This is a genomic window from Salsuginibacillus halophilus (assembly GCF_003014715.1).
GTDB lineage: Bacteria > Bacillota > Bacilli > Bacillales > Marinococcaceae > Salsuginibacillus > Salsuginibacillus halophilus.
Map to the genome: position 1 here is coordinate 33,743 of NZ_PYAV01000014.1, position 14,460 is coordinate 48,202.

The 14,460-nt window shown below is 47.4% G+C and carries 12 protein-coding genes; 9 read left to right on the forward strand and 3 right to left on the reverse strand.

What is annotated here, in order from left to right:
* Positions 1–258 precede the first annotated feature (258 nt).
* From B0H94_RS12670 to B0H94_RS12690, 5 genes are all read left to right on the forward strand, one after another.
* Entirely contained in the window at positions 259–675 is a 417-nt protein-coding gene (locus B0H94_RS12670) for a hypothetical protein (RefSeq protein WP_106589644.1), read from the forward strand.
* 996 nt (positions 676–1,671) lie between these two features.
* Positions 1,672–2,865, forward strand: a complete 1,194-nt coding sequence (locus B0H94_RS12675) for a quaternary amine ABC transporter ATP-binding protein (protein ID WP_106589645.1) — start codon at positions 1,672–1,674, stop codon at positions 2,863–2,865.
* Positions 2,862–3,692, forward strand: coding sequence for an ABC transporter permease (locus tag B0H94_RS12680; RefSeq protein ID WP_106589646.1), 831 nt, complete (start codon positions 2,862–2,864; stop codon positions 3,690–3,692). Before B0H94_RS12675 ends, B0H94_RS12680 begins: the two co-directional genes overlap by 4 nt.
* A gap of 28 nt (positions 3,693–3,720) precedes the next feature.
* Positions 3,721–4,623 (forward strand): glycine betaine ABC transporter substrate-binding protein, encoded by a 903-nt coding sequence (locus tag B0H94_RS12685; RefSeq protein WP_106589647.1) that lies wholly within the window; start codon positions 3,721–3,723, stop codon positions 4,621–4,623.
* A 113-nt stretch (positions 4,624–4,736) separates the two neighbouring features.
* A complete protein-coding gene (locus B0H94_RS12690) occupies positions 4,737–6,449 on the forward strand; it encodes a CocE/NonD family hydrolase (RefSeq protein WP_245894017.1) in 1,713 nt (570 codons plus the stop codon).
* A gap of 210 nt (positions 6,450–6,659) precedes the next feature.
* Here the strand turns inward: B0H94_RS12690 and B0H94_RS12695 are convergent, their stop codons facing one another.
* Together B0H94_RS12695 and B0H94_RS12700 are read right to left on the reverse strand one after the other, a co-directional pair.
* Complete coding sequence (locus B0H94_RS12695) at positions 6,660–7,832, reverse strand: iron-containing alcohol dehydrogenase (RefSeq protein WP_106589649.1); 1,173 nt, start codon at positions 7,830–7,832, stop codon at positions 6,660–6,662.
* 729 nt (positions 7,833–8,561) lie between these two features.
* On the reverse strand, positions 8,562–9,170 hold the full coding sequence (locus B0H94_RS12700; RefSeq protein WP_106589650.1) for an RraA family protein: 609 nt from the start codon (positions 9,168–9,170) through the stop codon (positions 8,562–8,564).
* Between the two features lie 201 nt (positions 9,171–9,371).
* On the opposite strand from B0H94_RS12700, the gene B0H94_RS12705 reads away from it, so the two are divergent.
* The 3 genes from B0H94_RS12705 (at position 9,372) to B0H94_RS12715 (ending at position 12,756) form a co-directional block, all read left to right on the forward strand.
* The gene (locus B0H94_RS12705; RefSeq protein WP_106589651.1) at positions 9,372–11,324 is read left to right on the forward strand and encodes a DUF2075 domain-containing protein; all 1,953 of its coding nucleotides are present in this window, start codon (positions 9,372–9,374) and stop codon (positions 11,322–11,324) included.
* Positions 11,325–11,887: 563 nt separating this feature from the next.
* The gene (locus tag B0H94_RS12710) at positions 11,888–12,277 is read left to right on the forward strand and encodes an alpha-helical endospore appendage domain-containing protein (RefSeq protein WP_106589652.1); all 390 of its coding nucleotides are present in this window, start codon (positions 11,888–11,890) and stop codon (positions 12,275–12,277) included.
* A gap of 5 nt (positions 12,278–12,282) precedes the next feature.
* The gene (locus B0H94_RS12715; protein WP_106589653.1) at positions 12,283–12,756 is read left to right on the forward strand and encodes a hypothetical protein; all 474 of its coding nucleotides are present in this window, start codon (positions 12,283–12,285) and stop codon (positions 12,754–12,756) included.
* 37 nt (positions 12,757–12,793) lie between these two features.
* On the opposite strand, the gene B0H94_RS12720 is transcribed toward B0H94_RS12715, so the two are convergent.
* Positions 12,794–13,084: an alpha-helical endospore appendage domain-containing protein gene (locus B0H94_RS12720; RefSeq protein WP_106589654.1), complete on the reverse strand. Its 291-nt coding sequence runs from the start codon at positions 13,082–13,084 to the stop codon at positions 12,794–12,796.
* A gap of 189 nt (positions 13,085–13,273) precedes the next feature.
* Here B0H94_RS12720 and B0H94_RS12725 point away from each other — a divergent pair, with 189 nt between their 5' ends.
* The gene (locus tag B0H94_RS12725; protein WP_106589655.1) at positions 13,274–14,389 is read left to right on the forward strand and encodes a YheC/YheD family endospore coat-associated protein; all 1,116 of its coding nucleotides are present in this window, start codon (positions 13,274–13,276) and stop codon (positions 14,387–14,389) included.
* Positions 14,390–14,460: the final 71 nt, after the last annotated feature.

Here is a 14,460-nt window from a genome sequence, read left to right on the forward strand (position 1 = left end):
ACCAGTGGGTAGAACGACCTTTCTATCTTTAGGTTAACAAGCTGATGTTTTTTTGTCTAGCCATGCTTTCGACGTACCTTTTCTAATCCACCTTTAGCGTTTTAAGTTTTCATTTTCATGATTTTTCAAATCCATGATGTGGATTAAATGAACTGAGCCTGAAGCACTGTTTCTTCCATGAAAAGTATTGCGGATCGACTGTATGTTATTTACAATCACGTCAAAAGGTATTCGTTTTAGAGGGAGAGGTCGGATAAAATGAGTGGTTTACGGCAGCTAAATGGCGACAATAAGGAGTTAGCAGGTGATAATCAACAATTAAAAGCTTTCAGCAAGGGCGTCTGCTATAAGATTAAAGATCTACGTTCGAACGAATATATCGATGAGTTTCACTCGCATGAATATGACCAAAGTTTTGTCGAGCCGGTGGCTTTTAAAACGCATGAGCGTGCTGTTGCGTGTATTGAAACAGAACTTGAGGGCCGGTATGTAGAAAATAAAGAGCCAAGTAATCATCAAGATGAGGATGATGCTGTTTATACGGTGACAAAGCATCGAACCTTTTTCTACCGTATTCGGATTCAAGGTGAAGCGATGTATGGTAATGCTGATTTTCATAATATCAGAGTTTTCTTTCGCAGACTGATGGCAAGGCTGAAGTCGCAATTAAGATAGAAACATTTCATAACGCTACAGGCTTATTTCCGTTACTTATTTAAACCCAAGGAACCGAAGTAAGCCCTGGATTTGGTTCCTCACGCAATCTATCTTAAGCTTTAACAAGGATGTCGTCGCCGTAGAAGGGGGCTTGAAATCCTTCTTTCATCTGCTCCGTGGATGTTTTGCACAGGTCGGTGCTTTTGTGATGCTCGTGTATGGAACTTGGGCTACTTGCTGAAATCCCCCTCTGAGACCTCGTATGCTAATCTTTCCTTAAACGCTAAAGCCATCCACGGAAACGAAGCAAGGTATTTTTAATTTTTCCATGTTACCGGCGGTTGTCTACTCGCAGGCTTCAACTTTTTCTAGCTTTTTTCGTCTTGGAGACCGCCTGTTTTGCCTCTACATGCTAGTTTTGCAGAATTACAACATCCCCCTGCGCCTCAGTAACAACGGTTTTGTCCCGCTTTACTGCAACGCTACCTTAAGAGGTCGTTACATTGACACCTCCCACCACTTGTTTCAACCCGGCATTCCGTCTTCTGTCTTGACAGAAAATCGTAACCCCAAGACCTTCTCAATTTAGAAGCGCGTCGTTTGTTACCATCCCACATACACCAAGGGTCTGCGGACGCAAGGTCGTACGCCGATCGCTATGGCCGGTACTGAATCCTCATTGAGTTTGATATGCCTGCGCCCGAACTTCCCCTCAAAATTCGTGTTTTCTCTGTCAAATCACCTCATTCAATTTCCATTTTCTTCAATCCTCCAACATTCAGCAAAAACTTTTCTAAAAAATTTTCAACACAGCTGTAACCCTTGATATTCGTAGTGTTTCAAATTTATTAAACTAATAATTTGTAAAAAAGTTTGTAACGAACCGTTGATACATTACCGTCCAGATGGTACAGTAATAACTGTGTTTACGAAGATGATATCGAAATAAGGCGCTTCTTAGCGAATATGCACAGGCCGAACGTGAAGGCACGGGACATTTAAGAGGGGATGAATATGGACAAAATTGAAGTGAATGATTTAACCAAAATCTTCGGTGCGAATCCGCCGCAAGGATTAAAGCACTTACAAAACGGTGCTTCTAAAGAAGAAATTCTTGCAGACACCGGGATGACTGTTGGCGTAAACAAAGCTTCGTTCTCTGTCAAACCTGGAGAGATCTTTGTGATTATGGGGCTGTCCGGCAGCGGAAAGTCAACGCTCATCCGCTTAATCAACCGGTTGATCGAACCGACGGCCGGCGAGGTGTTGATTGATGGGGAAGATATGATCCAAATGGATAAAAACAAACTGATAGAAACGCGCCGGGAGAAACTGGCGATGGTGTTTCAAAAGTTTGGGTTATTGCCGCACCGCTCCGTAATGGAAAACGTCGCTTACGGCTTGGAACTGCAAGGCATTGATAAGCAGACCCGGGAAAGTAAGGCCTCGAAATCGATTGAAGATGTCGGTTTAAAAGGCTATGAATCAAGCAAACCGGAAGAACTCTCCGGCGGGATGCAGCAGCGGGTCGGACTTGCCCGAGCGCTTTCGAATGACTCCGATATTCTATTGATGGACGAGGCATTCAGCGCGTTAGATCCGATTATTCGTAAAGAAATGCAGGATGAACTGCTGCACTTACAAAATAAACTCGGAAAAACGGTATTATTTATTACGCACGATTTAGATGAAGCGCTAAAGCTTGGTGATCGGATCGCGATTATGAAAGATGGCGCAATCGTACAAGTCGGCACATCTGAAGAGATTCTTGAAAATCCAGCCGATGAATACGTGTCGAATTTCGTCAAAGATGTGGACCGCTCAAAAGTGTTAGAGGCCTCGCACGTGATGAAAAAGCCGGAGGTGCTCATTAACGAAAAGGATGGGCCGCGCCTTGCGATTCGGAAAATGGAAGAAGTGGGAGCTTCAAGCATCTTTGTAGTGAACAAGGAGAAGGAGCTACAGGGGCTGTTAACGATAGATGATGCGATTGATGCGCATGAAAAACAGACCTCGATTTATGAAAAGTTAATTACAAGTGTAGAGACGACGGCACCGGATACACCACTGCATGATTTGATTAATATTGCTATCGAAGCGAAATATCCAATTTGTGTCGTAGAAAACGAGAAGCTGCTCGGCATTATTTCACGTGTATCGATCCTTTCTGGCTTGGTACTCGGTAAAGAAGAGGAGGTGTCTGAATGAATTATTTCAACCTCCCTTTAGAAGACTGGACGAACTGGTTTGTTAATGACTGGCTTCTCCCGAACTTCAGTGGATTTTTTGATGCGATCAGTGCAGTTCTTGCAAGTTTTGTGGACGCTGTGACAAATACATTGCTATTTTTCCCGGCGGAAGTGATCGCCTTGATTTTCATCCTGCTCTCCTGGTTTTTTGCCGGACGCGGGGTGGCAGTATTTTCGCTGCTCGGTTTTATTTACCTTGGCGCGGTTGATGTCTGGATAGAGTCGATGCAGACGCTTTCGATTGTGCTTGTTTCAACTATGATCTCAGTTCTGCTCGGTGTACCGGTTGGCATTTTAGCAGCGGCAAACGCCAAGGTTGAAAGGGCTGTACGGCCGGTGCTTGACTTTATGCAGACGCTGCCGATTTTCGTTTATTTAATTCCGGCGATTTTACTGTTCGGTCTTGGCGGGGTTCCGGCTGTAATTGCAACGTTTGTGTTTGCAACGCCGCCGGCTGTTCGGATGACAAACCTCGGGATTAAGCAAGTATCTGAAGATGTGATTGAAGCTTCGCGGGCTTACGGGGCGACATCAAAGCAGCTCTTGTTGAAAGTACAACTGCCACTTGCACTGCCATCCATTATGGCCGGTGTGAACCAAACGATTATGCTCGCCCTCTCAATGGCGGTCGTTGCGTCGATGATCGGGGCGCCGGGGCTTGGTTCGATTGTGTTAAACGGGATTTCTCAAGTGAACGTCGGCCTTGGTTTAACCGGGGGTCTTGCGATTGTTGTGCTCGCGATTATGTTGGATAGGATCACGCAGGGCATTGGTCAAAAATTATAATTATTAATATTAAAGGAGCGAATGATTCATGAAAAAATCAGTACTCACTTTGGTTACAACGTCCGCTGTACTTGCAGCGCTTACAGCATGCGGGGAAAACGAAGATGTTGATGGTTTGTCAGATGAAGTCGATGATGGTGATGACAACGGCGGTCAAGAAGAAATTGCTTTTGGTGTAACGCCTTGGACAAGTACCGTGCCGCCGACTGAGGTAGCAGCCATTGTTGTTGAAGAAATGGGTTATGACACCGCACAAACAGAAGCCGATGCTGGTAACGTCTATACAGGTTTATCCGGCGGTGACTTAGACGTCTTTATGGACGGCTGGTTCCCAGTCCACGATAACTATATCGAGCAGTACGAAGACACCATTGAAAAGACAGCTTTAAGCTATGATGATGCTGAAGCCGGCTGGGTCGTACCGGAATATATGGATGATATCGATTCGATTGAAGACATTCAAGGTGAAGAAGACAGCTTTGGCAATGAATTTTACGGCATTGAAGAAGGTGCCAGTGTCACTGAAGTGAACGATGATGTTATTGAAGAGTATGAACTTGATATGACACAGGTAAACTCGTCTGAAGGCGGTATGATCGCTGAATCGATGCGTTTGATGGAAAGTGAAGAGCCAGTGGCATTTTATGGCTGGCGTCCACACTCCAAGTTCTATGAGCTTGATATTAAAATCATCGATGATGACCGCGGCTTCTTTGATGATGACGAAGTTCACGTTGTCACCAATAACGAACTTGCCGATCAAGCACCGGATGTGTATGAGTTCTTGAGCAACTGGAGCATGGATATCGATGAGATTGAAAGCATGATCGTTGAGATTGAAGAAGAAGGCCGCGACGCGCGTGAAGTTGCGGAAGAATGGGTTGAAGAGAACCGCGACGAAATTGACGAAATGATTCCTGAAGACGAATAAGTAAAACTTGAGGCTTGCCGGCTTTCGGTAAGCCTCAAGACTTATAGCAGGAAAGTGAGCAGTCGTTATGAAAGGGGGAGAGGGCTGCCGGGATTTCCGGCGGCCTGTTGTATATGAGTGAAATCATTGTGGATCGGGATGTTGCTTGTGAGCTGCGGGATGGCACAACGTTATATGCCAACGTGTACCGGCCGGCTCGCGGGCAGTACCCTGTGTTGTTATCGCGCCTGCCGTATAATAAAAATTTACCGGCGTTTTCCCACCGTTATGTAGACCCTTTCCGGCTCGTTGAGGCCGGATTTGTTGTGGTGATTCAAGATGTGCGCGGCCGCTTTGCTTCCGAAGGAACATTTGAACCACTGGCACAGGAACTAGCGGATGGCTATGATGCAGTGATGTGGGCGTCAAGGTTGTCATATGGAGATGGCCAGGTCGGGATGTTTGGCTTATCGTATTACGCGTTTACACAGTTGTTTGCGCTGATGGAGCGGCCGCCGGCGTTGAAGGCGATATTTCCGGCAATGACAGGTTCGCTGGAGGCAGATTCGTTCTGGCGGAATGGGGTTTTTGAGCTTGTAGCGGCAGAGACGTGGCTGCTGGATTCTGTGGCCCCCGACGTTTTGGCGCGTCGGCTTGAGAGAGAGGAATACGCTGAAGCTGAAAAAGTGCTGACGAAAGACTTGGAAGAAATTGAAGCTTGGCACCACGTGCGCCCGGTGTGCGACTGGCCGCCGGTGATGAAGCACGAAGCTTTACAGCCGCTATTTCAAAACTTTTTGGCACAGAGATTTCGTGAGCCAATCGCAAATCATCCTGAACATATGAACGGCACATATGATTTCAATATTCCCGCCTATCATCTCGCCGGCTGGTACGATAACTTCCTCGGACCGACCCTTCGAAACTATGAGCGTTTGCAGGCATCGAACCCCCACCAAAAGCTGATGATCGGTCCGTGGGGGCACGGTCAGTTTCAGCCAGAACAAGGCGAGCGCTTTTTCGGCCTGCATGCCGGCGGAGATGCGATCGACGGGCAGGGTGACTTAACGGATCAGCATATCCACTGGTTTCGATGCTTTCTCTACAATGAATCCCCCGGTGAAGAACCGCCTGTGAAACTGTTTGTAATGGGTGACAACGTATGGCGTGAGGAAAATGAATGGCCGCTCGCGCGCACCGTATACACACCGCTTTACCTGCATTCAAGTGGGCAGGCCGGATTCAGTTCAGAAGACGGGGTGCTCAGCTGGGAAGCGCCGGGTGTGGAGCCGGCAGATGGCTACGTGTACGACCCTGATAATCCGGTGCCAACGCTTGGCGGGGGTACGCTCTTTTTCGCAGGGCGCAACGCCGGTCCCCGAGATCAAAGACCGCTGCAAACGCGGCCGGATGTGCTTACTTACAAGACAATACCTTTATCTACCCCGCTTGAAATAACCGGCTGGGTGACGATGCAGTTGTGGGCGAAAACGAGTGGGGTTGATACGGATTTCACGGCGAAATTCATCGATGTAGGGCCGGATGGCACAGCATACAACCTTACCGACGGGATTGTGCGCGTTTCAACAGCTATGCCGGATGCTGATGACGTGTCCAGGGAGCTGCTCGAACTTGAGATTGATCTATGGGCAACGAGTTACGTATTTCAAGCCGGCCACGCACTGCAGATTGAGGTGAGTTCCAGCAGTTTTCCACGCTTTGAGCCCAATTTGAATACGGGGAGCACCATGCTCGAGAGCAGCACAGCCGCTCCTGTTGAACAGACGATTTATCACGATACCCACCGTCCGACACACCTCATCCTGCCGGTTATCCCACGGCCGTAATACGAGTAGTTCTACGGGCGGCTTGGCAAGTGTAGTGACATCGGGCTGTCGACCAGCAGAAATATATTAGCGCTGGTACCAAGGTCGATCCTGATCACATAAGCCACATGATACCTTTCGCTGTTTCTTTAAAAAATGGAACAAAAAAAGACCGCGCGAGCTGCGCGGTCTTTTTTTGCTCGTATAGTTTACTGGTGTAAAGGTGTCGATTTATATTTTTGCGAGGCTGTCGTCGCCGTAGAAGGAAGCTTTAAATACTTCTTTCATCTGTTCCGCGGAAGTTTCGCGCGGGTTCGTGCCTGTGCAAGGGTCGTGCAAGGCATTTTCGGCCATTTGATCGAGGTGCTGATTAAAGTCGTCTTCTGAAATGCCGTATGCTTGCAGTGTTGTCGCAAGTCCCAAGTCTTCATTCAGTTGATAGATGTAGGAAATCAGCGCATCTGTCAACGCTGCATCATCACTACCTTCAAGCTTGAGGCGGCGGGCGATTTCAGCAAAGCGGTCTTCTACTTCGGCACGGTTGAACTGGATCACATATGGTAGATAAATCGCATTTGCATAGCCGTGCGGGATGTCAAAAATCGGTCCGCTTTTATGCGCCATGCTGTGTACAATACCAAGTACAGCGTTCGTAAAGGCCATGCCAGCCATGGCTTGAATGCTGTGCATCTCTGCCGCTGCATCTTGACTGCCCTGTGCTGAAGCAAGCAGGTTATCTTTAATAACCTCGGCGCTGCCGAGTGCAAGAATATTTGTGTAAAGCGTGCGCGGCTTGGCAACATACGCTTCAATAGCGTGCGTAAAGGCATCCATACCGGTATAAGCTGCGATGTGTTTCGGCAGCGTTTCGACCATAACTGGATCAATTACCGCAATGTCCGGCGTGAGTTCAAAGTCAGCCAGCGGATACTTAACATTTGTTTCGGCGTCGGTGATGATGGAAAACGCGGAAACTTCAGAGCCGCTGCCGCTTGTTGTCGGGATCCCAACGAACTTCGCTTTATTCCGCAGTTTAGGGAGTTGAAACGGCTTTGCCGCATCCTCAAAGGACAAGTCTGGGTGCTCGTAAAAGAGCCAGATGGCTTTTGCCGCATCCATGGCCGAACCGCCGCCGATGCCAATGACCCAGTCCGGTTGGAAAGATTGCAAGTCTTTTGCGCCTTGCTGAACCATTCCAACGGTAGGTTCTGTATTGTATCCTTCAAACACTTCTGTTTCAATGCCTGCGTTAGACAAGTGTTTTTGGATCAAATCAAGATGGCCATTCTTCTTGATCGAACCGCCGCCTATCACAAGTGCAGCTTTATGACCTTCAAGAGATTCGAGTGCTTCTAATGCATTATCTTCAAAATAAATATCGCGTGGGATCGTAAATCGACTCATTGCAAAACTTCCTTTCTGTCTTCAAAGAATAGGTGTGTATTTCGCAAGCCTCGCGTTCATTGACAACAGAGAATTATGGATGTAAGAAGTTGCTGCTGTTCAAAAGCAGCTTCACCCATGATTTCAGGTGACACCCTGATCGGTGGAAGTTATGATCCGCCTTCCAACCTAAAGCCGAATATTCCCTTTGCGTACACAGTAAAACATTAAGACCGGTCGAAAAGGGTGGGGCGAGCTATGATGTATCGCTGGAGATGGCGGCTGAAGTGATTTTCAACAGGTGAAAATTTCGTTTTAGAAGCACTGAAATGTAAGATTTCACAAATAAAAAAAGAAGCCGGCAGGTGCCCGGCTTCTCGTAAGTGGAGACATTGCAGACGGATGAGCTTATCCGGAGTTGAAGGTTCCAAGTTTCGTTTTTCAAAGTCGTTTGAGGTTAGTAAAGAAAGATTAATTATTTTCCTCATCGTTATTTTTCTTATTCAACTCATCAAGAACATCTTGCGCCTCTTCTTCGCTTAACAGTGGCGGCTCCCACGTTTGTTCGTTGATATTGAGCATGCAAGGTAGTCTTGCACCTGCTTGCGGATTGAGGCAGGGGTTTCTTCTTTCATGAATCTCAAGCCTTTTTCATGATCATAATAGATCCAGGTAAACAGATCAAAGTCTTCAGGCGGCAGCATTGTTATGATTGGTACCCCCCCTTTTTCTCAAAGGTAAATACATCCACTAAAACGAAGCAAGATATGTTTTAATTTCTTCGATGTTGCCGGCGATTTTCTGCTCGCGGGCTTCGTCTTTTTCGAGCTTTTCTTTCGCCCTTGCGATCGTCGTCTCCGCCTCTTCCTGCGGAATGACAACGACCCCGTCCGCATCGGCAACAACGATGTCATCCGGCTGTACTGCAACGCCGCCGCAGGAGATCGGCACATTGACATGACCCGCCTCTTGTTTCGCCCCGGCATTCGGTGTACTGCCTTGACAGAAGACCGGGAGGCCGAGCTCCTCAATTTCGAGGCGGTCGCGGATCACGCCGTTTGTGACAATCCCACGAACGCCGAGTGTCTGTGCCATCCCTACGACAAAGTCGCCTGCGAGCGCATAGGTCGTATCTTCCTCTGTATCTACTACAAGCACGTGCTCCGGCCCGGCGATTTCAAGCGCTTTTAAGAAAGCTGCATTCTGTCCTTTTTTCAGCTTCACGGTCAACGCTTTTCCCATTACGTGATCACTTGATTTTAGTGGCTTGATGGACGCATCCATCGATCCTCGTCCGCTTAGTCCATCTGATACTGCTGTCGTTGGTAACAAACCTTCTGCGAAAAAGTCTTCATTCATTATAGCTCCTCCTTCTGTATGAAATGTCTTCGCGTCAAATTTCAACAAAGCGGATCTTGTTTCCTGTTATGTTTTATGAATTATAACGGATGAATCTGCACGTAAGTAGGGTTTATGATATTTATTCTCCTCTTTTTAGGATGGATGTTATCCTTAAAATAACAAAACTATCGATTTGTGCAGGTTAGAGGTGGTGGGGCGATGATCGTTTATGAAGCGACGAAATCAGGGTTTTTAGAGGATGTGTTTCACGATGAGCTTGTCGGTAACATCGTGAACAATTATGAGGCGAAAGTGGGCGGCATTAATAAAAGTGAGGTGCGGAGCTGGGATAACTCCATGCAGTACATGTACCGGATTTTGTCGGACAATACGATTCCGGATAATGCCGGGGTAGCGATCGAGTTTAAAATTCCGCATACCTCAAAGCGTGTCGACTTTCTGATTTCCGGTCGTAAAGAGGAGACTGCGCCGCCGACAGTTGTCATTGTGGAGCTAAAGCAGTGGGAGACAGCTGAAAAAGTGGAGCATAAAGAAGCGATCGTACGAACCCCGATCCGTCAGCGTCTGGTGGAGACGACAAACCCTTCGTATCAAGCGTGGTCGTATGCTGCGCTCCTTCACGACTATAATGCGACCGTGCAGGAGGAGACGATTGACTTAAAGCCGTGCGCTTATTTGCACAACTACTTATTGACCGAAACAGATCCGCTAACTGACACATCATATGCACCTTACATTGCCGATGCACCGATATTTGCAAAAGGCGATGCCGGCCGGCTGCGGGATTTTATTAAGCGCTATGTCGTGCATGGTGATGATAAAGAGACGCTCTACAAGGTTGAACAGGGTAAGATTCGGCCGTCGAAGTCGCTGCAGGATAGCTTAAATGCGATGCTGCAGGGAAATGAGGCGTTTGTGATGATTGATGATCAGAAGGTGGTGTATGAGGAGGCGCTGCATTTGGCGGAGCGGGCGCAGCGAACGAATACGACGCAGGTGCTTGTGGTAAATGGCGGCCCGGGTACGGGAAAGTCGGTGCTGGCGGTGAATCTGCTTGTAGCGGTGACACGTCAGGGGCTGGTGGCGCAGTATGTGACAAAGAATGCCGCACCCCGTCATGTGTATGCGGCGAAGTTGAAGAAGGGTTTTAAGAAGACGCGGATCGATAATTTATTTAAAGGTTCGGGAAGCTATGTGGATGCTGAAGAGAATGCGTTTGATGCGCTTTTGGTTGATGAGGCGCACCGGTTGAATGAGAAGTCGGGGATGTTTCAGCATTTAGGTGAGGATCAGACGAAGGAGTTAATTCATGCAGGGCGGCTCGTTGTCTTTTTTATGGATGAGCATCAGCGGGTTACATTGAAAGACGCTGGCAGTAACGAGCGGATTCAGCGGTTTGCAGCAGCGGCCGGGGCGGAAATTTCGTATGCTGAACTTGCGTCGCAGTTTCGCTGCAGCGGCTCGGATGGTTATATGGCGTGGGTGGATGATGTTTTGCAGATCCGCGAGACGGCGAATCAGGATGTGATCGGTACCGATTATGATGTGCAGGTGTTTCGGGATCCGCATGAACTGTATGAAGCGGTGAAAGCGAAAAATACGAATAATAAGGCGCGGATGCTTGCCGGCTACTGCTGGGAGTGGCCGAAAGACGGGCGTGATGATAGTGATGTGCATGAGATCGTGCTTGAGGAGGAAGGCTTTTCAATGAGCTGGAACCTTGGCAATTCAGATACGTGGGCGGTGGATCCGGATTCCATTGTTGAAGCAGGCTGCATCCACACGAGCCAGGGGCTGGAGTTTGATTATGTCGGTGTGATTATCGGAGGCGACTTATACGCTGAAGACGGTGTGGTACATACGAATCCGGCGGCACGGGCGAAGAGCGATCAGTCGCTGCGCGGGATTAAGAAGATGCGTAAAGAAGCGCCGGCGCAGGCGGATCAGCTCGCTGATGAAATTATCCGGAACACGTACCGAACGCTCCTCACCCGCGGACAGAAAGGCTGCTATATTTATTGTACCGACCAGGGTTTAACTAATTACCTTGAAGCACGAATCAAGGCGACTGAAGATGCATTTAGCAGTACAAACTTTTTCGACAAGCCGGCGCATGTGGCAGAAGAACCGTCAGATTATGACACGACTTAATTTTTTTCACGTGAAACATTTTACGAAGGCACCCGGAGAGTGGCTGTTTTTTTGTAAGTAAGCCGGCTTACTTCGTCTTAAGAAGCTTGTTTTTCCATTTTAGGAGAAACAAAGCTCCACTGTGGTCAGAGTAGTTCCGTTTTCGTGTGGAAGCGCTCCATGTTAGGAGGTTCGAGCTCCACGGAGGGCAGAGTAGGTCCGTTTTCGTGTCGAAGCGCTCCATGTTTGGAGGTTCGAGCTCCACGGAGGGCAGAGTAGGTCCGTTTTCGTGTCGAAGCGCTCCATGTTTGGAGATTCGCGCTCCACGGAAGGCAGAGTAGGTCCGTTTTCGTGTCGAAGCGCTCCAATAGGCGATGATCACACCCAAATTGATGTGATGGCGATCCGATTTTAAGGTGTGCGTGCGATTACTGCTGGAGGATGTGGTTTTCTCCAGCAGCTTCTTTCACGATAGCGGCTTTTTTGTTTTAGTGAGCGCTAACAGGTAACGGTGAATGCTTTTTTGCCTCATTTAGACACGTCGATGGGCACGAGTTCATACAGTGTTGTAGAGGTGATGGTTTATGGGAATGCCGACGATTCCAAAGCAGCCGTTTCGGCCGGATTTGTGCAAGACGATCATTGATTTGTTAGAGTCGATTGCGCTTGAAGAGGTCGCCTTATCTCACTTGTTGAATGCAGAGGCGGAGAAGGTGCAGGCTTTTGTATGTAAGTATGGTTCAGATTGTGAAGCGGATTTTAATGATTTAATCAGCTTTAACCAGTCTGTAAACAGTACGTTGAATTCGGTGGTGATGAAGGAGTTTTTGTTGCTGCAGAAGTTGGAGACGACATTGCAGATCGCGGATGTGAAAAAGCCGCCACGTAAATTTCACGGGAAGAAATGTCCTCCGAAGCCTTCGTGTCCGTCGAAAACCTGTGATTGTCCGGACTGTAGAAAGGAAAGGGAGTAAAAGTGATGAGCTCTCCGTTGGGCGAAGGTGCTTCTCTTCATTCTGTGAATGACGTGGAACAGGCGATGCTTCGTTTTTTGCAGGCGATGGATGAGTTGATTGCTGTATATCCGATGCAGAAGGAAGAAGACCGACAGCAGGAAGTATTTTATCTGCACGCGCATTTACACCATATGCTGCAGCTGCAGAAGCTTCTCCTGCAGAAAAAAAAGACTTGTCGTTACTTTGTGGAAAATAGCAGTACACCGCTGTTTTCTGCAGGAAGCCAAGGCGTTCAGCCTGATTTTAAAAAGGTGATCCGGTCGATTAAAACGTCAATTCTTTTGAAACATTATCCACTCGAAGAAAAAAGAAAGCTCTTTTCTGTTCTGGATGATTTACTGGTGCACCATACGTATGAGCGTCGAATCCGGCTTTTAAAAGATGAAGGCGTACAGTCACCATCGCGGCCGCTCATGTATATTCAAACGTTTCAATAGAACCCTATCACCCAAATGATAGGGTTCTATCTTTCTGTTAAGCTTCGTCATCATCCTCTTCTTCAATTAAACCGATCGTGTCTTCAAGCTTGAACTGCAGCAGCATTTCTTTTTTGATGACAGCACGAAGCGAGGCGGTGACTTGCTCGTTTACTTCCATAATGTCTTCCATCGTTGCATCTTCATCCTCGATCACCCGCTGGAGTTTTTCGCCTTCAGCATTCATGATATGTGCTAAGGCGAGTTCTTCAAAGGCAATTGAGGCAAGAATTAAATTAATGGCATCTTCGCGGTTAATGTCGAAGTCTGGAATTTCAGGCATTCCCATGTGGATCTCTCCTTTCACAGTTCATCTTATGTACTGCAATGCGCTTTGACTGCGCAGCTGCCTTTGTCTCCCTAAAGTTTTTTCATGCATAAATTGTATGAATGGCCTGTACCACGTGCCGTCTTCTCGTTTGCAAATCAATCATATATTACTACACCTTGATTGATATTACGTAAAGGCGGGATTCGTATGGGCAAACAAGCGAGCACCCCTCATTTAGGTGTGTTGGTTTCAAGAAAGCAAATAAGGTTATTTATGAGGCAGGCCCCTTCCTGGCGGCTGAAAGCCCTTGTTCGTGCAAACAGGAACGCGGGGATTAACTTGTTCTTTTTCTGTATTGACGGAGTGAATGTGCGAAAAAAGAAGATTCTAGGTGTGTACTATGATGTGCAAGATAAAAAGTATAAAAAAAGATTGTTTTCTTATCCAGATGTTTTATATAAGCGTGGCAGAGATGTGACGAACAAACGATCGGTTAATCGAAAGTATCGCACCTTTCAAGCTCATTTGAAGGCTTTAAATGTGCAGTACATCAATTATCAGCAAGGGTTTGATAAGTGGAAGGTTTATCAAACGTTAAGTTCAAATACATCATTACAACCGTACCTGCCTGAAACGAAAGTGTTAACTTCAGCTTCTGAATTAGCGCATATGCTTGCTGCGCACAAAACGGTTTACGTAAAAGCGGCAAAGGGACGTAAAGGACAGCAGGTGATCAGAGTGGAGACAGAAGCAGATGGATCGTTTACGTACACGCATTACTTGAAAGGATTAAAGACAAAGCATGTTCATACAATCGATGAGTTGTTTGATGCTCTCAAAACATTTTTTAAAGGCCGATTTGCCATCGTGCAGGAGGGGATCAAGCTGCTGAAAATTGATGATAAGATTATCGATATCCGGGCAGAGCTGCAGCGCAACGGTCAAGGAGATCTCGGGATTACAGCAGTTTCGGTCCGAGAGTCTCAAAAAAACTCTCCGATCACAACGCATGCGGATAGTTATCCAATCGATGATTTCTGTGCGAAGGTGCTGAATTATTCACCAGCGCGGACAAACGAGTTGAAAAAACGAATCAATGCACTCGTTCGGGCGGTGTATGCGCATATTGAAAATGAGAATGGACAGGTAGGAGAGCTTGGTATTGATCTAGCGCTTGATGAAGAAGGCCGTCTCTGGTTTATCGAGGTGAATTCACAAACCGCCAAAGTTTCACTCTGCAAAGCTTACGGGGAGGAGGTTAAACACAAAGCTTTCTACAATCCGCTCGCCTACGCTGCTTATATATACCACAAAAAAGACTGAAGCCGGCCGCGCGCCGGCTTCTTTCATGTTTCGTGTCGAAGCGCTCCATGATTGGAGGTTCGAGCTCCACC

Bases quoted from the DNA above. Each gene is read 5' to 3' on its own strand.
- B0H94_RS12710 (WP_106589652.1), top strand. From the start codon at position 11,888: ATGGGAATGCCGACGATTCCAAAGCAGCCGTTTCGGCCGGATTTGTGC.
- B0H94_RS12725 (WP_106589655.1), top strand. From the start codon at position 13,274: ATGGGCAAACAAGCGAGCACCCCTCATTTAGGTGTGTTGGTTTCAAGA.
- B0H94_RS12690 (WP_245894017.1), top strand. From the start codon at position 4,737: ATGAGTGAAATCATTGTGGATCGGGATGTTGCTTGTGAGCTGCGGGAT.
- B0H94_RS12685 (WP_106589647.1), top strand. From the start codon at position 3,721: ATGAAAAAATCAGTACTCACTTTGGTTACAACGTCCGCTGTACTTGCA.
- B0H94_RS12700 (WP_106589650.1), bottom strand. From the start codon at position 9,170: ATGAATGAAGACTTTTTCGCAGAAGGTTTGTTACCAACGACAGCAGTA.
- B0H94_RS12670 (WP_106589644.1), top strand. From the start codon at position 259: ATGAGTGGTTTACGGCAGCTAAATGGCGACAATAAGGAGTTAGCAGGT.
- B0H94_RS12680 (WP_106589646.1), top strand. From the start codon at position 2,862: ATGAATTATTTCAACCTCCCTTTAGAAGACTGGACGAACTGGTTTGTT.
- B0H94_RS12715 (WP_106589653.1), top strand. From the start codon at position 12,283: ATGAGCTCTCCGTTGGGCGAAGGTGCTTCTCTTCATTCTGTGAATGAC.
- B0H94_RS12720 (WP_106589654.1), bottom strand. From the start codon at position 13,084: ATGGGAATGCCTGAAATTCCAGACTTCGACATTAACCGCGAAGATGCC.
- B0H94_RS12705 (WP_106589651.1), top strand. From the start codon at position 9,372: ATGATCGTTTATGAAGCGACGAAATCAGGGTTTTTAGAGGATGTGTTT.
- B0H94_RS12695 (WP_106589649.1), bottom strand. From the start codon at position 7,832: ATGAGTCGATTTACGATCCCACGCGATATTTATTTTGAAGATAATGCA.
- B0H94_RS12675 (WP_106589645.1), top strand. From the start codon at position 1,672: ATGGACAAAATTGAAGTGAATGATTTAACCAAAATCTTCGGTGCGAAT.